This is a genomic window from Acinetobacter larvae, from assembly GCF_001704115.1.
Lineage (GTDB): Bacteria > Pseudomonadota > Gammaproteobacteria > Pseudomonadales > Moraxellaceae > Acinetobacter > Acinetobacter larvae.
The window spans coordinates 255,569-275,333 of record NZ_CP016895.1 but is presented as its reverse complement, the minus strand read 5'-3'; the positions used below and the strand labels follow the sequence as shown (position 1 = coordinate 275,333).

General features: G+C 41.5%; 17 protein-coding genes and 1 tRNA gene. 10 read left to right on the top strand and 8 right to left on the bottom strand.

Translation table 11 applies throughout. The features are described from left to right. Nucleotides 1–21: 21 nt before the first annotated feature. From BFG52_RS01170 to BFG52_RS01145, 6 genes are all read left to right on the top strand, one after another. Nucleotides 22–516, top strand: coding sequence for a transcriptional repressor (locus tag BFG52_RS01170; protein WP_067551475.1), 495 nt, complete (start codon nucleotides 22–24; stop codon nucleotides 514–516). Continuing rightward, nucleotides 492–1,280, top strand: a complete 789-nt coding sequence (znuC, locus tag BFG52_RS01165) for a zinc ABC transporter ATP-binding protein ZnuC (RefSeq protein ID WP_218921018.1) — start codon at nucleotides 492–494, stop codon at nucleotides 1,278–1,280. Before BFG52_RS01170 ends, znuC begins: the two co-directional genes overlap by 25 nt. Nucleotides 1,281–1,283: 3 nt before the next feature. Continuing rightward, nucleotides 1,284–2,084 (top strand): zinc ABC transporter permease subunit ZnuB, encoded by an 801-nt coding sequence (znuB, locus tag BFG52_RS01160; protein ID WP_067551469.1) that lies wholly within the window; start codon nucleotides 1,284–1,286, stop codon nucleotides 2,082–2,084. A 297-nt stretch (nucleotides 2,085–2,381) separates the two neighbouring features. Beyond that, nucleotides 2,382–3,305 (top strand): Dyp-type peroxidase, encoded by a 924-nt coding sequence (locus tag BFG52_RS01155; protein WP_067551466.1) that lies wholly within the window; start codon nucleotides 2,382–2,384, stop codon nucleotides 3,303–3,305. A gap of 446 nt (nucleotides 3,306–3,751) precedes the next feature. Continuing rightward, entirely contained in the window at nucleotides 3,752–3,979 is a 228-nt protein-coding gene (locus tag BFG52_RS01150; RefSeq protein ID WP_067551463.1) for a hypothetical protein, read from the top strand. A 207-nt stretch (nucleotides 3,980–4,186) separates the two neighbouring features. Then, nucleotides 4,187–4,262 (top strand) — tRNA-Thr (locus tag BFG52_RS01145). Between the two features lie 567 nt (nucleotides 4,263–4,829). Here the strand turns inward: BFG52_RS01145 and BFG52_RS01140 are convergent. Further along, entirely contained in the window at nucleotides 4,830–5,348 is a 519-nt protein-coding gene (locus tag BFG52_RS01140) for a MarR family winged helix-turn-helix transcriptional regulator (protein WP_067551460.1), read from the bottom strand. Between the two features lie 69 nt (nucleotides 5,349–5,417). On the opposite strand from BFG52_RS01140, the gene BFG52_RS01135 reads away from it, so the two are divergent. Together BFG52_RS01135 and BFG52_RS01130 are read left to right on the top strand one after the other, a co-directional pair. Then, nucleotides 5,418–6,287, top strand: a complete 870-nt coding sequence (locus BFG52_RS01135; RefSeq protein ID WP_067551456.1) for an EamA family transporter — start codon at nucleotides 5,418–5,420, stop codon at nucleotides 6,285–6,287. A 19-nt stretch (nucleotides 6,288–6,306) separates the two neighbouring features. Next, nucleotides 6,307–6,921 carry a nitroreductase family protein gene (locus BFG52_RS01130; protein ID WP_067551453.1) on the top strand — a complete coding sequence of 205 codons (615 nt, stop codon included), beginning with the start codon at nucleotides 6,307–6,309 and terminating at the stop codon, nucleotides 6,919–6,921. 1,310 nt (nucleotides 6,922–8,231) lie between these two features. Here BFG52_RS01130 and BFG52_RS01125 read toward each other — a convergent pair. The 7 genes from BFG52_RS01125 to BFG52_RS01100 form a co-directional block, all read right to left on the bottom strand. Then, nucleotides 8,232–8,810: a hypothetical protein gene (locus BFG52_RS01125; RefSeq protein WP_067551450.1), complete on the bottom strand. Its 579-nt coding sequence runs from the start codon at nucleotides 8,808–8,810 to the stop codon at nucleotides 8,232–8,234. Then, nucleotides 8,807–8,992 (bottom strand): polymorphic toxin type 34 domain-containing protein, encoded by a 186-nt coding sequence (locus BFG52_RS17460; RefSeq protein ID WP_157758056.1) that lies wholly within the window; start codon nucleotides 8,990–8,992, stop codon nucleotides 8,807–8,809. The genes BFG52_RS01125 and BFG52_RS17460 overlap by 4 nt, the downstream gene beginning before the upstream one ends. A gap of 258 nt (nucleotides 8,993–9,250) precedes the next feature. Then, nucleotides 9,251–12,481, bottom strand: coding sequence for a type I restriction endonuclease subunit R (locus BFG52_RS01120; RefSeq protein ID WP_067551447.1), 3,231 nt, complete (start codon nucleotides 12,479–12,481; stop codon nucleotides 9,251–9,253). Between the two features lie 99 nt (nucleotides 12,482–12,580). Beyond that, nucleotides 12,581–13,642 (bottom strand): restriction endonuclease subunit S, encoded by a 1,062-nt coding sequence (locus tag BFG52_RS01115; RefSeq protein ID WP_067551444.1) that lies wholly within the window; start codon nucleotides 13,640–13,642, stop codon nucleotides 12,581–12,583. After that, nucleotides 13,639–15,189, bottom strand: a complete 1,551-nt coding sequence (locus tag BFG52_RS01110; RefSeq protein ID WP_067551441.1) for a type I restriction-modification system subunit M — start codon at nucleotides 15,187–15,189, stop codon at nucleotides 13,639–13,641. The genes BFG52_RS01115 and BFG52_RS01110 overlap by 4 nt, the downstream gene beginning before the upstream one ends. A 411-nt stretch (nucleotides 15,190–15,600) precedes the next feature. After that, on the bottom strand, nucleotides 15,601–16,428 hold the full coding sequence (locus BFG52_RS01105) for an SAM-dependent methyltransferase (RefSeq protein ID WP_067558984.1): 828 nt from the start codon (nucleotides 16,426–16,428) through the stop codon (nucleotides 15,601–15,603). A gap of 18 nt (nucleotides 16,429–16,446) precedes the next feature. Beyond that, nucleotides 16,447–17,745 (bottom strand): FAD-dependent oxidoreductase, encoded by a 1,299-nt coding sequence (locus BFG52_RS01100; protein WP_067551438.1) that lies wholly within the window; start codon nucleotides 17,743–17,745, stop codon nucleotides 16,447–16,449. A gap of 1,025 nt (nucleotides 17,746–18,770) precedes the next feature. Here BFG52_RS01100 and BFG52_RS01095 point away from each other — a divergent pair. Next, nucleotides 18,771–18,965 carry a bacterioferritin-associated ferredoxin gene (locus tag BFG52_RS01095; RefSeq protein WP_067551435.1) on the top strand — a complete coding sequence of 65 codons (195 nt, stop codon included), beginning with the start codon at nucleotides 18,771–18,773 and terminating at the stop codon, nucleotides 18,963–18,965. A gap of 321 nt (nucleotides 18,966–19,286) precedes the next feature. Beyond that, nucleotides 19,287–19,751: a heteropolymeric bacterioferritin subunit Bfr gene (gene bfr / locus BFG52_RS01090; protein WP_067551432.1), complete on the top strand. Its 465-nt coding sequence runs from the start codon at nucleotides 19,287–19,289 to the stop codon at nucleotides 19,749–19,751. Nucleotides 19,752–19,765 lie beyond the last annotated feature (14 nt).

The following is a 19,765-nucleotide window of genomic DNA, read 5'->3' as shown; positions in this document are numbered from 1 at the left end:
CCCGCTGCAAAGAGGTTGATTATGAGTGTTTGTTCACATGGGCATCATGACGCTTTACATGGCGTGCACGATCATGTCAGCACAGTACAACGCCTAAGAGATGCTGAAACGATGTGTGCAAATGCCGGCACACGCTTAACCCCTTTGCGTAAAGAGGTGCTTGAGCTCATCTTAAATGCCAATGCCCCGATTGGCGCCTATGACCTTTTAGCCAAACTCAAAAGCGCCTCGGAACGCCCTGCCGCACCGCCGACGGTATACCGCACGCTAGATTTTTTACTTGAACAAGGGCTTATTCATCGACTGACCTCGATCAATGCGTATATCCCCTGCTGCCATCCTCGTGAAGGACATCAAGCAGCTTTTTTAATTTGTACCCAATGCCGTACCGTCAAAGAAGCATCTGCACAAGCGCTAATTGAAGAAATTAATCAAATTGCCAGTGCGGGTCAATTCAATGCACAACACAGTATTATTGAAATTTCTGGAACCTGTCAGCAGTGCAATCACGCCTAAAAACCGATGCGCTGATTCAGCTCCAACAGATTAATGTTGAAATTGATCAGCGTAATATTTTAAAAAATATAGATTTTGCTTTATATCCTCAAGAGATCGTTACCTTAATTGGTCCCAATGGCGCAGGCAAATCGACACTCATAAAAGTATTGCTTGGCATTATTCGTCCAAGCACAGGTCAAATCATCTGTGCTGATGCATTAAAAATGGCTTATGTGCCACAAAAATTTAATCCTTCGCATAGTTTGCCCTTACGTGTGCATGACCTATTACAACAAGAGCAGTGTAATGCCCAGATCCGCCAAGAAATCATGCGAGATGTCGGCATAGAGAAACTACAATATGCCAAAGTACAGCAATTGTCAGGCGGAGAACGACAACGGGTCTTACTCGCCCGCGCCTTACTCAGACAACCCGATATTCTGGTATTGGATGAGCCGATGCAAGGCTTAGATATTCAGTCTGAAGCCGAACTATATGATTATGTCCGTAGCCTACCTGAACGTTATGGCTGCGCGATTTTAATCGTGTCACACGATTTACAATGGGTGATGCAAGGCACTCAGCGCGTGATTTGCCTCAATAAACATATCTGTTGTAGCGGCACACCAGAACATATTCAACAAGATCCAGCTTATGTTGCTTTGTTTGGTCAGTCTCGCGTGCTGTATCAGCATCATCATGACCATTGCTTACATGGTGATACCGCAACACCTTGCCAACAACATCGTCCTCCTCATATTCACCCCGAACCGGAAGCCTAAGTAATGATCGAATGGCTTAATTTATTACTGCCCTCCTGGATTATGGGGAGCTTATTGGTCTTTCTAACAGCACCTCTGGGCTGTTTGATGCTGTGGCGCCGCATGTCTTTTTTTGCAGATACCATGGCACATGGCACGCTCTTAGGGGTTGCCATTGCCGCAGCCCTCAGTTTACCGCTCTGGTTTGGTGTCGGTTTGTTGGCTTTATTGTTGGTCGGAATTTTATGGATACTCTATGACCCGCGCCTCCCCAATGACGCACTCTTGGCATTATGCTCGGCAACTTTACTCTGTGCAGGCTTAGTCTTTATCCAAAACATTCCAAGCCTTAGACCTGAGCTACTGAGCTACTTATTTGGTGACTTACTCACCATCAGCTGGGAAGACCTGCCGATTTTTGCAGTCATTATTGCGCTGTCTCTGGTGATCCTATGGAAAAATTGGCGCGCACAATTACAAGTCGCCATAGACCCAGATATTGCCGTCAGTGAAGGCGTCAATGCCAAATGGCAACGTCTCATCTTTATGTTATTACTGGCATTATTTACGGTATTGGCCTTGCGTGCGGTCGGTTCACTGCTGATGGGGGCGCTACTGGTGATCCCCGCACTCAGCGCTAGACTGTTGGCACACTCACCGCGTCAAATGGTGATCATCACTTTTATCTTGGCACAGCTGGGCATCGCCATTGGCTTATGGTCCAGTGCTTGGGTCAATATTGCCACCGGTTTAAGCATTGTTTTATGTATGGCTTTTATTTTTGCACTGATTTTTGTGCTACAGAAATTTAGCAAAACCAGCTAAAACCATGCGCAAATCGGCGCATATTGCTTCAAACAAAGCGTAAAATAAATGCCAAGCAGCTCAACTATTTATAGGATAATTTCCAGGAGAGTCACAGAAGCTTCTCGAATAATGCCCAACTTGTTATGATAGTGAGCAATCGTTGTATTGACTGTTTTTCTTTATTTTAAAGTTCACTATACATTGACGTCAGCCGTTGAATTTTGAAATTAGCCGTTGAAATTGCCATATGCATTTAACTTAGATGAATGAGTTCGCTTATTCACATGGGCAAGCGCCCTTAGGAGCCATCGATTCATGACAGCACAATCCTTAATTTTGCCTTTACCCTCACCGCATGCACGTTATTTGGTCTTAAATTTAACAACGCTCTCTCTTGAAGAGCTAAAGAAAAAACTCACGCAATTGCTGAGCACCAGAGATCGACTCATCACTCAAGATCCAAAGGCCAACTTAAAAACAGTCATCGCTTTTGGTACGCAGTTATGGTCGCAGCTCTATCCTGAACGTCCAGCAGGCTTTCACGATTTAGCTGCCATAGACGGTCCGCTACCAATGCCGGCACGTGCAGCGGATTTATTTATTCATATTGCAGCTGATCGGGAAGACTTTTGCTTTATCTTAAGTCAGTGTTTTTTTGAAGGGATTCGTGAGCAGATTGAAGTATTAAACGAACGTGTCGGTTTTCGTTATCTCGACAGCCGTGATTTGACTGGGTTTATTGATGGTACTGAAAATCCACAGCAACTGGATGAGCGCGCTGAAACCACCTTACTCGATGCACAACATGGTGTATTCCAAGACAGTTCTTTTGTCTTTGTCCAGCGCTATGTTCACCATTTGGACCGCTGGCAAAAGCTTTCTGTAGATCATCAAGAAAAAGTCATTGGTCGGTCTAAACTAGAAAGTATCGAAATGGCTGATGACGTCAAACCGGATGATGCGCATATTGCCCGTGTGGTGATTGAAGATGATGCCGGTGAAGAGTTGGAAATTCTACGTCACTCCTTGCCTTATGGTGAGGGTCATGGCGAACAAGGTTTATTTTTTGTGGCCTATACCCGTGATTTAAACATTATTGACCGTATGTTGGGCAATATGTTTGGTCATACCGCAGATGGTATCAATGACCACTTAATGCGCTTTACCACGCCTGTTGATGGTGCGTATTTCTTTGTTCCAAGCCAACAACTCTTAGAAGATGTCATCGACGCAGATTAATTTCATCGACCTCATCTGCCCAATCTAGCTGATTTACAATGCGCTCCGAGGTGAGCGCATTGCTATTTATGCCGCAGCACAGTATTAATGATAAAACCTATTTTAAAATACAGAGCAAGCCAATATCTCCCAACGCAATGTTACATGCCTCAGCACAAAGCACACATGCGCTGACCTAGAGTACTTTGCAAGGCATTGGCGATATGCTATATACATGAGTATCCAACAGTTTTGTTGGAAATCCACCGTATTTGAGCACCCATCAAATACTTTTTTCAACCCCATAGACCATCGAAATATTGCATCTTCAAAGCTGATTAATTGATTAAGAAATAAACAGATTATCATCAAGGCGCAACCTAAGCTCGATAAGCTAGCAATGCAGCACAACAATCGACTTTAAACTGCAAGTTGTACTAATCGAAAACTGCTATTCCGGAGTGACTATGAATAACAGCATCAATTATGTAAAACAGATCAAAAATGCTAAACGTGGCGGTTACACCCCAACTATTGCTAAAGACATCAACAAACATAAAGTGCAAAAGGCAACCAAATTAATTGAAGAATGGAGAAGGCTCGCCAATGAACTCAAACCGCAAATGCAAATCGATATGGCACTCACACTAGAAGAATGTGCCCAAGCTTTAGATAGTGCGCTTAGAGGAAGATAACCACTCCATAACAATCACATGATTTAAATCCAAATATTTACGGATAACACAATATTTAGATTTTTAAATACCCAATCACTCCCATGTAGCGCTACATGGGAGCCTATCATCCCCCTGCAATATCGCTTTATTTTTATACAAAAAAACACAGCAAATTAAATCAGAGCTTGCATTCATCTGAAAAGCCGCTAAAATTCACGCCATATTGCCGACATAGCTCAGTTGGTAGAGCAACTGACTTGTAATCAGTAGGTCCTCAGTTCGAATCCGAGTGTCGGCACCAGTATTAAACCTCATAAGTCTAAGATTTATGGGGTTTTTTATGGTCTAGTGTTTTTGGAGCCGTGCTGTTTCTTGGTCCATAGCTTCGATAGTCTGATGGTCTAGGTCTTTGGCGTAGCAAAAAACTTGGTGGATATAGTAGGGGGAAAATTTGATCGCTGTCATTTTTTTGGTTTGCTGTTGGCTTTCCTTCTGCCTGTGTCATTTGCTAGGGGGAGTTTCGCTTATGATTATTTTTTGGCTGCGCTACGCTTTGGGCACAGCCATAATTACGAGGATCGACACAGATTCGGTTGCTCTCACCCTCAATACAGGACCCCAGCAATGCTGTTTACTTAGGGGCATTTTGGAGCAATCTCGCCGTAAGCATGGTCTGTGACGATGAACATCATAAATCAGACATTTTTATTGGTGAGGATATAGACACTTTAAATGGGTTCTAACAATGGTGTTTCGTATAATGCCCATTATGTTAAATAGAAACAGAATTTAAGTTTGTTATTTGGATTTCTAACATGTTTTTCTAACTTCAGATACATTTTAAATTTTCTCAATTGTATCGACATCCTTAGATGGGTGCCTCTAGAGTTTTTAGTAACATAGCTAAGTGTTCATCAAGATTTTTAAGAACATCTGCGGGCAATTTTTCAAGTATTATATGTTCATTCTTAACATGTTCCTCTACAGCAACATCAATCAGCTCAAGCCCCTTCTCTGTAAGTTGTACAAGTGTACTACGAGCATCTTCTACGTTTGAGACGCGCTTTATCAGATTTCTACTTTCCAGTCGCTTTAGTCGATGAGTCATCGTTCCAGAAGTGACCATCAGCATTGAGAAAAGTTCTGTTGGACTTAGGCAGTATGGGGCACCTGAACGCCGCAATGTAGCCAACATATCAAACTCCCAAAGATTAAGATCAAACATTGCAAATTTTGATTCAAGTTGGCGTTCTAAAAGAATTGCACATCGCTTAATACGCCCAATAGGTCCCATAGGTGAGATATCAAGATCTGGGCGTTCTTTCTGCCATTGCTCAAGAATGACATCCACCATATCAAAATTATTACGATTAGATTGTTTATTCATTTATCTTGACTTCAAGGTAATTGGTCTGCACAATTATTTTATCTTAAATTCAAGATAAATGGTAAAAATATGCCAATAAAAACTTCTTTCCCATGGAAAGATGCCATGCTGACCGCTTTTGCACCCATTATTTGGGGGTCTACTTACATCGTAACATCTGAGCTACTTCCAGCAGATCGACCTTTCACAGCTGCTCTGATACGTGTATTGCCAGCGGGATTTTTATTACTTTTATTTACCCGACATATGCCTGCAAAAAAAGACTGGTGGCGTTTATTAATTCTTGGGGCATTAAATATCGGTATTTTTCAAGCTCTTCTATTTATCGCTGCTTACCGTTTACCCGGAGGATTAGCAGCAGTACTCGGTGCAATTCAACCATTATTAGTGATGCTAATAGCTTGGCTAATAGATGGACGGTCTCCTTTATTATCCACTCTATGTTCAGCTATGGCAGGCATATGTGGAATGGCGATTTTATTATTATCACCTCGCACAGTATTTGATCCTATTGGTATTGTAGCAGCATTACTGGGAGCGGCTTGTATGGCTTGTGGAGTATGGCTTACAAGTCGATGGAAACTGGACTTACCATTATTAGCAATGACAGGCTGGCAACTTGTCATTGGTGGTTTGATGCTTATGCCTATGATGTATTTCTTTGATGCGCCTCTTCCTCTATTAAAACCATTGCAATACTTTGCCTACATTTACCTTAGCATGGCAGGTGCTTTACTTGCATATGCACTCTGGTTTAGAGGAGTCGTACGGTTACCCACAGTAGCTGTTGCATCACTTGGTCTACTCAGTCCACTGACAGCTGTAGTATTAGGTTGGTGGCTACTTTCACAATCAATTTCTGGAACTGCACTTTGGGGGTTAATCATTGTGCTAATTAGTGTGTTCGCTGTCCAATGGACAAGTTCACGAGCTATTTAAATTTTATTTGGTACTTATTATGAATACTTCTCTAAAAAATATTATTAATACTCGAATTTCGGTAAATAGCTTCCAGCCGAATCGTCCACTAAAAGATGAAGTCATTACATCATTGGTTGATTTAGCGACCAAGTCACCATCAGCCTACAATTTGCAAAATTGGCGGTTTATTGCTGTAAGGTCAGAAAGTGCAAAAATACGTTTGCAAGCTGCAGCATTTGGGCAGGACAAGATTCTGAATTGTTCAGTAAATTTCATCATATGTGGTACTTTGGAAGCACATAAACAATTACGCTCAGCGTTACAGCCCAGCTTAGAAGCAAATATCATGGAGCAAAAGGTTGTCGATGCATGGGTTACCCAAATCGCTTCCCATGAGGGAAACTTTATATTACAGCGAGATGAAGCTATTCGATCAGCATCTTTAGCAGCGATGTCTTTAATGCTTTCAGCTCAAGATATAGGTTTAGGAACCTGTGCAATAGGAGGTTTTGATGGGACACAGGTCGCTTATGAGTTTGGACTTAACTCAACTGAGATACCTGTTTTGATTGTTGCTGTAGGTTATGCAACGAGTAATAATTGGCCTCAGAAACCAAGAAAACCCCTCTCTAAAGTTCTGACTATAATTTAATCAATATGAGTGGATAATTAAGATGCCTTATTTCTTCCATTAGTGTATTTGATTCTTAAAAATATCTAAAATTAACATGGTACACCTTATGCGAAATGGCCTAACTTTCTCTTTTTAAATCAGTCTCTTAAAACACAAAAAAAGCCCCATCCTTACGGATCGGGTTTTTTTATGAATTTTCATGTTCCACGTATTTTTTTTTGATCAAAGTTCCACAATGTTGATTAGTTAAACTTCATTTTTCTATCTGCCTAGTATTTCTGGGCAGTTTGTCTTTGTATTTTTAGGCTATGAGAATCACAGACCAGCATTATTTTCACTTCATCCAAGCCCATGCTCGACAGGTGTATTGCGGACTCGCAATGTGCTTTGGCGAGGTAAAAACTGAGGTGGAGTATTCAGGGGGAAAATTTGATCGCTGTCATTTTTTTGACTTGCTGTTGGCTTTCCTTCTGCCTTTGTCATTTGCTAGGGGGAGTTTCGCTTATTTTTTTATTTGACTGTGCTGCCATTTTGGCGATGAGCATTTTGCAAGGATTGCCTTGAATTTGGACTGCTCTCACACTGGGCACAAGACCTAGCCAATTGTGTTGATTGCGGTATATTTTTTGGCAATCTGACACCCCCTGTAATTTGTTCTGCCGAACAAAACACTTTGCGAAATTGGACTATTTGGGTATCACTCGCCATCTATGGGTACTGGGAATTTGCAATGACTCATCCCAGAAAACAATAGGGTCTACGACGGTCTTTGAAAAGATTCTTTATTTTCTTCGAGTTACGTTTAGGGTTCATCAGGATAACGACTGCGAAACAAGGTCCAAAACGTGGTCTATCTCCAAAAATAATTACTTATTATTCTGATACTTAGCTATTTTGGAAATTTGAATATCGAGCGACCTCATATATGCTTTTCCTTACAAAACAACGCCTTACATTTTATACTATAGCCCTCTTGATTTTATTGATCTTGATACAAAATAAATATTATAACTTATTGTTTTTTATATATTTTATGTTAATTTACCTTTACTTGTAATCAGTAGGTCCTCAGTTCGAATCCGAGTGTCGGCACCAGTATTAAACCTCGTAAGTCTAAGATTTATGGGGTTTTTTATGGTCTAGTGTTTTTGGAGCCGTGCTGTTTCTTGGTCCATCGCTTCAATAGTCTGATGGTCTAGGTCTCACCATATCTTCTCACCCTTCCCTACTTTCTCTCACGCATAGGCATTTTCAAGCACCCCACTTTCCAGTCGGGCTACGCTAGAGATGCGGAGACGTATGTGAGTTGTTTGTTTGCTACAGGATTTTTAGGTTTGTAATCTATCATTAAGTATTTCCAAGCCTACTTCTGCCCACTCGGCAACCTCACCACCTTGTTTTAAGTAATCTGTATAAATTTTACGTATTTTTTTATTACCAGAAGAAGCTCCCAACGTTATAGACAATGCTATCCTAACCACTTTAGATTTATCTTTTGAATGCCTAATGACTAGATTTTCAATGTCTTTATCCAATCCATCGATATACAGATGTCCGAGGCCTGCTATTGCTGCTGCCCTTACAGATTTTGATCTATCATCCACTAAACTCATTAACAGAGATTTTGACTGTAATTTAAAAGGATATTTTTCAGATCCAGTAAATAGACAACCTAATTGTCCTAAAATAAATGCAGCGATCTCTCTTTGGTAGACTTTAGATGATTTTGTTCTTTTCTTTGCAAATTTATAAACTTCTTTTGTACCTCGACACTGCAAGTTCCTTGCAACCAAAGTTCTAACTTCTGCACTCTTATCATCAATCCATTCAAATAATTCTGCTGTCGGTAATGTATCTAAATATCGACTTGCAAAAATCGCTAAACTAGTTTCATTATCTTTAATCATTTTTTATCCCTACTTGCTCTACTATGACGACAGCCCCAAGCCTTTTCAGTTGCTTTAACCGCTGCTTTCGGAAATCTATGAGCATTTCTTCTAAGCCATTCACATCTATCATCAGATCTACTAGCTTCTCGCCCAAACGCATCAACTATCGCTGAGTCTGCTTGGTTTCCTGGAGCCGCCATTAACGTCGTGACAGAATCCCAAGCCTTTCCACCAGCCTCCATTGCTACAGGAATAACTTCACCGCAATTATTTATATAACATGCACCACCAGCTATAACAGCAGCACCGAACGCATATACCCCAGTCCCTGCACCGACATGTGCTGGGGTTTCTCCTCTTGGATCTGTATATGATAATGGATTCTGCTAGAAGATGATTGATGCTGTGTATTCGTACTCGTGCTGATCATTAAGAATTAGCACGAGAACTCAACTACTTTATACTGCTAGCTCATCCGCCAATTGCTCTGCTTGTTGCAATACTGTTTCTGTCGCCAACAACGCCATATCTGGTGGATAACCGTATTTTTTCAGTAGCCGCTTCACAATCACACGGATTTTTGCCCGAGCAGATTCTTTGATTGACCAATCAATACTAACATTCTGACGGATTGAAGCAGTCAGTACGATGGCTAACTCCCTAAGCACGTCTTTCTCCATGAGATCACGCGCACTTTCATTTTCGGCTACAGCGGAATAGAACGCATATTCATATTCGGTCAGATTGAGTTCAGCAGCCAAGTTATCTGACTCTTGAATGGTTTTTGCAAGCTTAATCAACTCTTCAATCACTTCCGCAGCCGTGAGAACTTTGCTTTGATAGCCTTTGATCGCAGAACTCAGCATATCCATCAATTTTTTACCTTGTGTAACACTACGGTTCTCTCGTACTTTGATTTCATCTGCTAGTAATTTCTTGAGTGTCTCAAGGGCAATATTCTTATGCTCATAGCCACGCATTTCATCCATAAACTCATCAGATAGAATGGAAATATCAGGTTTTTGAATACCTGCAGCATCAAAAATATCGATCACTTGCTCTGTCACCAAAGCTTGGTCGATTGTTTGTTTAACCTTAGCTTCTAGTTCAGCGTCATTGCCCGTTATACCTTGGCCAGTGCCAGAATTGAACTTTATTAATCGTGCTTTTAGTGATTGGAAAAAAGAAACTACGGCTGCAAGTTCCATCGCGGTTGGATGGGGGGTCGCTAAGGCAAAAGCTTGTGACATCGTAGATACTGCACTCAAAAAACGTGTTTTCGCCTTACCTTGATCAAGTCCGAGGATATGCTCTTCAGCCTCTAAAATAATCGAAAGTTTTCTGGCAGTATCTGCTGAAAAATAAGCACGATAATCATAACCATGCATCATGGCATCCAACACTTCGAGCTTCTCTTGCAACAGCGTAACGGCTTCTTCTTGCACCAAAGCAGGATCACCTTTCCCCCCTGCATCGGAATAGAACGATAGGGCTTCTTTGAGATCAGATGCAATGCCGAGGTAATCCACCACTAAGCCACCGACTTTGTCTTTATAGACACGGTTAACCCGCGCAATGGCTTGCATCAAGTTATGACCTTTCATCGGCTTGTCGATATACAAGGTATGCATACTTGGCGCATCGAAGCCTGTTAACCACATATCCCTGACAATAACTAACTTCAATTTATCGTCATTGTCTTTCATGCGATTGGCTAAAGTTTGTCGCTCACGTTTAGTGGTATGGTGTTTAGCAATATCCGCACCGTCATCTGCGCTGGCAGTCATCACCACCTTAATCACGCCATCATAGAGATCATCGCTATGCCATTCAGGTCTAAGCGCAACAATCTCATTGTAAAGTGCAACTGCGATACGCCGAGACATACTGACAACCATGCCTTTACCTTGATTGGCATTGGCGACCAAGCGTTGTTCGAAATGCTGCACAATATCTTGGGCAATGGCTTTGATACGCTCACGACTTCCAATCAGCCCTTCAACACGTGCCCATTTACCACGCGCTTTTTGAGTTTCGTTGAGCTGATCTTCACTAAACTGATCATCAAAAGCTTTGATCAGCTCCTTGCCTTCGTCGCTGATACTAATTTTCGCCAAACGACTTTCATAGAAAATTCTGACCGTAGCACCATCTTCAACCGCTTGAGAAATATCATAGATATCGACATAGTTACCGAATACTGCAGGTGTATTAACATCATTGCTCTCAATCGGTGTACCTGTAAAACCAAGATAGGTGGCATTTGGCAGTGCATCACGCATATATTTGGCAAAACCATAAACGGTTTTCTTCCCTGTCACCTGACCATCTTGGTCTTTGACATTGACCTCTCGCGCACTAAAACCATATTGTGAACGGTGTGCTTCGTCTGCCACCACAATGATATTGGTCCGATCAGACAGTTGCTCATAGATGCTTGAACCATCTTCAGGTTGGAACTTTTGTATCGTGGTAAAAATCACCCCACCCGAACCGACCTTCAACAATTCTTTAAGTTCTTGACGCGAATCCGCTTGCTGTGGTGTTTGTCGAAGCAACTGCGCTGATGCAGCAAAAGTTCCAAATAACTGATCATCAAGATCATTACGGTCAGTCAGCACCAGCACAGTAGGATTGTCCAATGCCAGTACAATTTTACCTGTATAGAACACCATCGACAAAGATTTCCCTGAACCTTGGGTATGCCACACCACCCCAGCTTTACGGTCACCTAATATTTGCTCTGAAACGAGGTTATTTTTATTGCCTCCTTGGATCTGCATGGCGCTTTCGGCAGATTGAGAACTGCTATTGACCGCTGTCGCCCGAATGGTCGAAAGTACCGCCTTATTGACCGCATAATACTGATGATAAGCTGCTATTTTTTTAATGGTTTTTATCGTAATCAGACCTTGTGCATCTTGATGCTTGGTCGCCTCAAACACGGTAAAATGTCGGATCATATCCAGTAGCGTGATTGGGTTGAGCAACCCTTGGATCAGTACTTCAAGTTGTGGCTGGGTCTTAGTTGCCTTGTCTACGCCATTACCAGTCTTCCATGCCATATAACGGCTGAAATCTGCGGAAATGGTGCCTGCTTTGGCTTCCAGTCCATCCGAAATCACATTGAATGCATTATAGGTAAATAGCGTCGAAATTTGATCTTGATAGGTTTGAATCTGATTGTAGGCCGTCTCCACGCTGGCACTCTCACTCACGGCACTTTTCAACTCAATAACCACCAATGGCAAGCCGTTGACATAGAGTATCAAATCTGGACGACGCGTACGGCGCGCCTCTTTAATGGTGATTTGGCTGATCACTTGAAATTGGTTATTGCTTGGCTGTGCGAAGTCGATGAGCCAGACCAGTTCACCTTGAGTATGACCATTTTTTTGCACTTCAAGGCTAATGCCTTCGGTGAGCATACGATGAAATGCTTGGTTATTACTAAGCAAATCAGGTGATTGGATAGCAAGCACCTGTTTCAATGCTTCTTGGCATTTGTCTTCAGTCAGTTGTGGATTGAGACGCTGTATGTTCTGCAACAGTTGCTTTTCCAGCACAACTTGCTTATAGCTACGCATCGGATAAAGCCCAGACGCTTCAATATCGGGGCCATAAACCGCGGTATAACCTTGTGCTTGCAATAGCGCGATCGCCATATGCTCAATATCGGACTCTTTCATACGCTTTCCAACTTTACTCAAGTGCTGCCCATAGGCTGGCTTATCTTTCTATTTTGCTTCTGTAGGACAGCAGCACTGCGGAGCTGTCCTGATCAATGACTATTGGGTTTGTTCCTCAAACTGTACCCGTACTTCACCACTCATAAGCTTTGGTAGTAAGGTATCTCTGAGTTTTTCAAGGGTTTGGATTTGATTAGTATTTGCATGAAACTTACTAAACCAAGGACATGTAATCTGATTAAATTCTAAAATACTCTTGTGCGGAGGTATTTGAATCTGTGTACCTAGCGCGATATCCCTATTCAAACCTGGCACAGCAGAATCACTGTTCATGTTAACAAAGTCTAATGACTTGAGCAGGAAATACTCAAAAATCAGATTACTTTGAGAGACTTTGGATTGAATAAAATAGCTTGTATCAATTGGATAGAAGTTATCCACTATAAAATAGACTTTACCTAATGTACCTTTACGGCCTATAACAATACCTGGCCCTTCTACTAAATATTCTTTATGAAAACCAACAATACCACTAGATGCCATAACAGGATATCCTGTACCAGAACGATCTTCTTGCTTCAAAGCTTTACCATATTTAAGGTCTATAAGTTGACCCAACACTCCCTCCTCCCAATCTGCCTTTGTCTCTTCAATAAACCATTGCCTAAATAGCGTTTCAGCCATCGCTTCTAGGGTTTTATTTTGGCGATGAAGTAGATCGATTTTATCATCCAGTGATGAAAGCACTGCGGCAATGGCTTTTTGTTCAGGGAGAGGAGGTAAAGGTACTCTAATACCACGCAGAATAGATAATGTAAGGAATCTAGTTGCTGATCCTGCTGAATTATTCTTCAACTCAAGCAATTTGGTTTTCAGATAATAGAACAAGTACTTGTAAGTCGTTGCAGACTCATCATCAAGTGTTAGTACATATGTTCTTTGATAAGCATCAAACTTACCTTCATAGTACTTGAGACAAAAGTTACCTTCAGCATTGTTCCCTGCCAAAAGCAAAGCCTTAGTATCAAATGAAAATTGCTCAATTAACAATGTTTCAGGTGAACATGTAAAGAATGGATACTTTCCATTTTCCACAGCCATATTAGAGTTTAACTTACCGGTCGTAAGATTAACTAAATCCAATAAGCCTTGCTCCCTCATACCATCACCTTTGCCAAGTTCTCCACAATAGCTTGATTCAGCTGAGCTTCCTCTACCAACTGCGCCTCAAACTCTGCTTTTAGTGCTGTAAAGCGTTCTTTAAAGTCAAATTCATCTTCATCATCCGCTAGTCCAACATAACGCCCTGGGGTGAGTACATAGTCGAGTTCTGCGACTTTATCACGTGACACTGAGGCACAAAAACCAGCCACATCCTCATAAGCACCTTCTGGATTACGCCAATTATGGTAAGTATCGGTGATCAATTGAATATCTTCTTCAGAGAGCACCTTGCTACGACGGTTGATTAGATGGCCTAAGTTACGTGCATCGATAAATAGGATTTCACCGCTACGATCACGGTAGCTGCTGGAGTTGGCACGATCACGCCGCATAAACCATAGTGCAGCAGGGATTTGCGTGTTCAAAAAAAGCTTTGCAGGCAAATTGACAATACAATCAATCACATTGGCCTCAGCCACCAAAGCCTTACGGATCTCACCTTCACCACTGGTTTTAGAGGTCAGTGCACCTTTGGCCAGTACCACACCTGCTTGGCCTTTGGGTGATAGATGAAACAAGAAATGCTGCATCCAAGCAAAGTTGGCATTGCCCGTTGGTGGTGTTCCATATTGCCAGCGTGCATCACCTGCCAATTGCTCACCACTCCAATCAGAGACGTTAAAGGGTGGATTGGCAATAATATAATCGGCTTTCAGGTCTTTATGCGCATCATTGAGAAATGAACCTTCCGAGTTCCACTTGACATGTTCTGCATTAATGCCACGAATCGCCAAGTTCATCTTGGCTAAGCGCCAAGTTGTCTGGTTACTTTCCTGACCATAGATTGAGATGTCATCAATACGGCCTTGGTGTGCTTCGACAAATTGCTCCGACTGCACAAACATACCACCCGAACCACAACATGGATCAAAGACACGGCCTTTATAGGGCTCAAGCATATTCACCAAGAGGCTTACGATGGACTTAGGCGTATAGAACTGACCACCTTGTTTTCCTTCTGCAAGCGCAAACTCACCAAGAAAGTATTCGAATACATGACCTAACACATCAGCAGAGCGCTCTTTGGCATCACCGAGTGCGATATTGCCGATCATATCGATCAACTCACCCAGTATGGTGGCATCTAGATTTTGCCGCGCATAGACTTTAGGTAGTACACCTTTGAGCTGTGGGTTTTCCCCCTCAATGGCTTCCATTGCTGCATCAACCAATTGACCAATCGTAGTTTGCTTGGCTTGGCTAAGCAGATAGTTCCAACGTGCTTGCTCAGGTACAAAGAAAACATTATAGGCAATATACTCATCACGATCTTCAGGATCAGCGCCTACAAATTCACCTTCACCTTTGACCAATTGCTGATAATGTACATCAAAAGAATCAGAAATATATTTGAGAAAAATTAGACCGAGTACCACATGCTTATATTCAGCAGCATCAATATTTTTACGCAATTTATCTGCTGCTTTCCACAGTACAACCTCTAGAGATTCCTGCTTGGTTTCTTTCTTTGGAGCACGTGCCATATAACGCCCTGTAAATTATTGATATAGAATAAATTGCACCTATTTTACTACAACACAAGTAAATTAAGGACCTTTGTTTTACCTTCATAAAAAGTGAGAACTTAGCCAGCAGATTCGTTTTAAAGCTGATGATGGCAGTGAGTTTGGCTCATATTACAGCAAACCTAAAAAAGCATGAAATTTCCTATAGTTTAGCGTGAAATATGTGATTTGAAATAGCTTTCTTAGCCTAAACGACAACATAAGTCGTTTTGTAGCGTGATACGATCTCTGCAACCCTCTGCGGGGCTTGATGCGGTATTTTAAAGTTTTAAAATGCTGACATTACTCAGAAAATTTAATGAAACGCTTTCAAGCCCACCATGACCAGCGCCATGGCAAATGACACCACAAAATAGCTAAACGCTAGCGCTACCCTGCTCTTGCGGTCACCTGCACATAGTCAATCAAGCCATCGGTATACAGCTTATGACAGAGTTTTGCCGTCATGTTAATTTTTAATTGTGCCCAGATACTCGATGCTGACTGCTTTTGCATCTGCGCCTGTTGTTTGGCATAGTTTGCAAAGCCTGCCAACACTTCACGCCCACAAGACTGCATCTCAATGTGCTGTAATTGATGTTGCTGAAGGCATTGCCGTAATTGTGCTGCATCGGGAAGATGAGCCAAATCAACTGCAGCAGCCTTAAGCAAATAGCGATACTGTTGCCGCTGCCAAGCAGAGCAATTTTGCCATGCTGCGGTGCGTAGCAAATAATGAAAGCCGATACGACCCTGCGGCGCCAGCACCGTCTTTACTGCACTGATAAAATCATTTAAATCATAATGGTAGGCGGCATCTATCGATAGAACTACATCGGCTTTTATCGGTAAATGTGCGAGCTCCAAAAAAGAGTGTTGATACACAGAGACTTTATGCTGCAAGACTTGTTTAATGCGTTGCGTACATGCCGCTTGCAGCTCTACCGCAGAAATCTGTTGCACCGCATAATGCTGTTGCCAATGTTGTAAACTGGCGCCAAAACCACAGCCCAAATCTAAGACATGATCATTGGGACCCAGCTGTAGCGCTTGCGCTAAACGATCTGCCAATTGTTGACAGGCCTGCACATAGCTTAGATCAGAACCATGCCAATAGCCGAGATTACTCCAAGCCAGTACAGCATCATCCCCCAAATAAGCCGTATCGATTGCAAACTTATGCTGTGCAGCCTGTTGCAGGAGGCGCATGACCATCATATTGCGCGCAGTCACAACTTAATAACCCAACTGCGGAGCAACTTCAATTTTCGGTTTCATACCGACAAACTCTAATGGCGCACCAAAGATCTCGGCAATGTGCATTGCCGAAGTAACAGCAGACTCTAAAATGGGTAAACCATCACATGACCAAGAGCCACAATAAAATACTTTACGGTTGACATCTAAATGACGTTGCTGCAATTGTTTATTAAGCTCAACAGTTTGCTTGTCTACCACAGCTCGCGTTAATGACACCGTAGAAATTACTTTTTTAGGGTCAATCTCAGTCACAGGACGCCAAGTTTGGAATACTGCATTTTTACCCACCAAACTGGGTTCGACAGAGTTTAACCATACCGTAAATTGCTGACGGGTAAACTTACGATCCATCATATAACTCAACACGGTCCAGTCTTTGCGTTTAGGCGGCATTACTGAACTATCGGTGTGAATCACCAAATCACCCTGTTCAAAACGGAACTGTTTGAGCAACTCTAGATCTTCAGCAAATTGTTTGGCATCAAGGAACTGCTCAATCTTATGCGTGGGGGTTGCCACCACCGCACGATCAAACTGAAAACGTTCACCATTTTCATCTTCAACCCAGAGCCCATCGGCATGTTGTGCCACATGGCGGATTGCTGATCCACTTCGAATCTCAATACCAGCAACCAGTTTATCGACCAATGCCGGTGTCCCCCCTTGCAAACGCAGTAGAGCATCACCATCGGTCAAATGCTTTAAAAATTTGAGTAACGGTTTGGCCGGCCATTCACCAATTGTCTTTGGATTACAAGTACAAATGGTGTAGAGCACCGGCATGACTGCGCCATGCCAAAAAACTTCTTCAATTTCATGCTGATTAATAAATTCAGCCAAGGTCATTTCTTGATCTTTAGTCTTAAAAAATTTATGAATCGCCGTTTTAAGCTGCAACATGCCTTTGACCAAACGCCAGCCATACTGCTTAATGCCCTTGCGGTTATTAATAATAGGGAAGTTACCGATACGACTGCGCGTTGTGGTCAACCATGTTTCGACTTTGTCTTCAAAAAGCCAACTACAAGCCATATAGGTACGCACTGGAAAAGTCGGAATCTCTAAGTATGCCGCTAGACTTAAAGTGTTTTTCCAAAGATGAGCATTCATCACCCGTAAAGGCGCATCAATTAAACCATCCTCAAATTGGATACTATGACTATCCATCCCTCGTCCAGAGAGTGCTTCAAATATAGTGACTTGGTGCCCTGCATCTTTTAGTATTCTTGCCGCAGCGAGCCCTGCCATTCCACTACCAATCACAGCTATATTCACAGTTATATTCCATGCTTATATGATGCGTTTTATTATGCGGCAAGCGACAACAAAACTTCTTATTAAAAACTTCCAGTTTTACCCTCAAATAGATAAAAGCCAAAAATCAACAACTGAAGCGAGCCATCAAGCGGCTGCTTCAGCGATAAAATCGCCAATAAATGTTAAAAATAAGTACGTTTGTTAACTTATAGTTATTATCTGTAGATCGTTTAATAATAATACGTTGTAGTATCACAACATTTAGACCAAATAATGTTCATATATCGCTTATTTGGTTTACAGCCTACCACTCTTAACTTACTATGACAGCACAAAAATGACAACTTGATCACAAAAACCAAAGTAAAAGTAGAACACAGCGTGCGGGCTTCTGTTTTGTGGGACAGAAGCCCTTCCTTTTTATTACAAGCTCATTTTTCCAACGCATCCTTCGCTAAACATATACAGAACATTTTTGCTAAACACACAATTTCGCAACTCTGTGTTCTAAAAATAGACTTTCTCCAGCCCAGCTCAATTTATATCATGTGCAGCACATACAATTTATTTTGAAAATCGTGCGCTGTAATCTCTTTTTAATACATCTTGCTTCTAGCGGCAGATGTATTTTTTTTGTCCATGGTTTTTATGAATGACTTTTATAGACTACTTTGATGTTTTGCTTTGACGCATTGTTTTTACTCTAACTTTTAACTAGCGCTTGATATATCACCATTTATAACCTTGCCACTTCAGCGCAAAATGCACAGCGCTCAAAGCACCGTCTCAGCTCACTACAAATGATCCAGCCAAACGCTTAGCTGAGAGATTGTCGGTATAACATGGATTTAAAATATATTATGCCCATTATGATACAGGGGAAATTTGATGAACTTATGCTATTTATCTGATATTTAAATAATATTCTGAGAATAATCCAAAAACCCGATCATTATAATCAAGATTCTAAATAAAATTCATTGACAAACGATAATAATTATCAATAATAGTGGATATCGCAATTTAATCATGGGTTGTGTTAGATGTACGTTTGTTTATGTCGTGGAATTACTGATCAAGATATACAAGATGCCGTGAATAATGGCTGTGAAAGTTTTCGTGAAGTTCGAGATTTATTAGATTTGGGCACATGCTGTGGGCGTTGTGCGCCAGAAGCACGTAGTATTATTAGTGAAGAGTTAGCAGCTATTGCGGCAAAAATTTCAGTTGCTGCATAAGCATTGATGACGGATCAAACACACCTCAATAAAACCATTATTGCGATAACTAAAAAGCCAAAATAGTAAAGATAAAACAAAAAATATATGATGATCGCGAGATCTTACAGTTCCTCCCCCGCCCTAAAAAGCGGGATTATTTTTGCCTAAAATTAATTTTATTCATGCCAGTCGCAGCGAGACAAAGATTCTAGTCGATTTCGATTTTCATTTGCTGTTCAATAAATTACTCGCAGCTTAGGTCCCAGTTGGTTAATATACTGACAAATCGTCTCGGCAAACTTAAGCCTGAGGCAAAATGCTTTCTGGAGTTAAATTATAATGAAAGGCCATCGCGACGTTATCACTCAGCTCAATCAGGTTCTTTTTCATCATCTGACTGCCATTAACCAATATTTCTTACATTCTCGTATGTTCAATGACTGGGGAATCGAAAAATTAGGCTCCGCAGACTACAAAGAATCTATACGCCAAATGAAACATGCCGATAAAGTCATTGAGCGCATTCTATTTTTAGAGGGTTTACCGAATCTACAACATCTTGGCAAGCTATATATCGGGCAACATACTGCTGAAGTAATCCAATGTGACATTCGTAAAGTCGTTGAAAATGTTGAAGCACTTAGAACAGCGATCAATGTGTGTGAACAAAATCTAGACTATGTTAGCCGTGACTTATTACAAGAAATCCTTGAAAAAGAAGAGGAATTCTGGGATTGGCTCACCACACAAGTTGATTTAATTGGCAATGTCAGCATTGAAAATTACATTCAGAGTCAAATGTAATTCTCTAGGTTAAA

Excerpts from the sequence above, each read along its gene's own strand:
- BFG52_RS01170 (WP_067551475.1), top strand. The coding sequence starts at position 22 with ATGAGTGTTTGTTCACATGGGCATCATGACGCTTTACATGGCGTGCAC.
- znuB (WP_067551469.1), top strand. The coding sequence starts at position 1,284 with ATGATCGAATGGCTTAATTTATTACTGCCCTCCTGGATTATGGGGAGC.
- BFG52_RS01155 (WP_067551466.1), top strand. The coding sequence starts at position 2,382 with ATGACAGCACAATCCTTAATTTTGCCTTTACCCTCACCGCATGCACGT.
- BFG52_RS01150 (WP_067551463.1), top strand. The coding sequence starts at position 3,752 with ATGAATAACAGCATCAATTATGTAAAACAGATCAAAAATGCTAAACGT.
- BFG52_RS01140 (WP_067551460.1), bottom strand. The coding sequence starts at position 5,348 with ATGAATAAACAATCTAATCGTAATAATTTTGATATGGTGGATGTCATT.
- BFG52_RS01135 (WP_067551456.1), top strand. The coding sequence starts at position 5,418 with ATGCCAATAAAAACTTCTTTCCCATGGAAAGATGCCATGCTGACCGCT.
- BFG52_RS01130 (WP_067551453.1), top strand. The coding sequence starts at position 6,307 with ATGAATACTTCTCTAAAAAATATTATTAATACTCGAATTTCGGTAAAT.
- BFG52_RS01125 (WP_067551450.1), bottom strand. The coding sequence starts at position 8,810 with ATGATTAAAGATAATGAAACTAGTTTAGCGATTTTTGCAAGTCGATAT.
- BFG52_RS17460 (WP_157758056.1), bottom strand. The coding sequence starts at position 8,992 with ATGGCGGCTCCAGGAAACCAAGCAGACTCAGCGATAGTTGATGCGTTT.
- BFG52_RS01120 (WP_067551447.1), bottom strand. The coding sequence starts at position 12,481 with ATGAAAGAGTCCGATATTGAGCATATGGCGATCGCGCTATTGCAAGCA.
- BFG52_RS01115 (WP_067551444.1), bottom strand. The coding sequence starts at position 13,642 with ATGAGGGAGCAAGGCTTATTGGATTTAGTTAATCTTACGACCGGTAAG.
- BFG52_RS01110 (WP_067551441.1), bottom strand. The coding sequence starts at position 15,189 with ATGGCACGTGCTCCAAAGAAAGAAACCAAGCAGGAATCTCTAGAGGTT.
- BFG52_RS01105 (WP_067558984.1), bottom strand. The coding sequence starts at position 16,428 with ATGATGGTCATGCGCCTCCTGCAACAGGCTGCACAGCATAAGTTTGCA.
- BFG52_RS01095 (WP_067551435.1), top strand. The coding sequence starts at position 18,771 with ATGTACGTTTGTTTATGTCGTGGAATTACTGATCAAGATATACAAGAT.
- bfr (WP_067551432.1), top strand. The coding sequence starts at position 19,287 with ATGAAAGGCCATCGCGACGTTATCACTCAGCTCAATCAGGTTCTTTTT.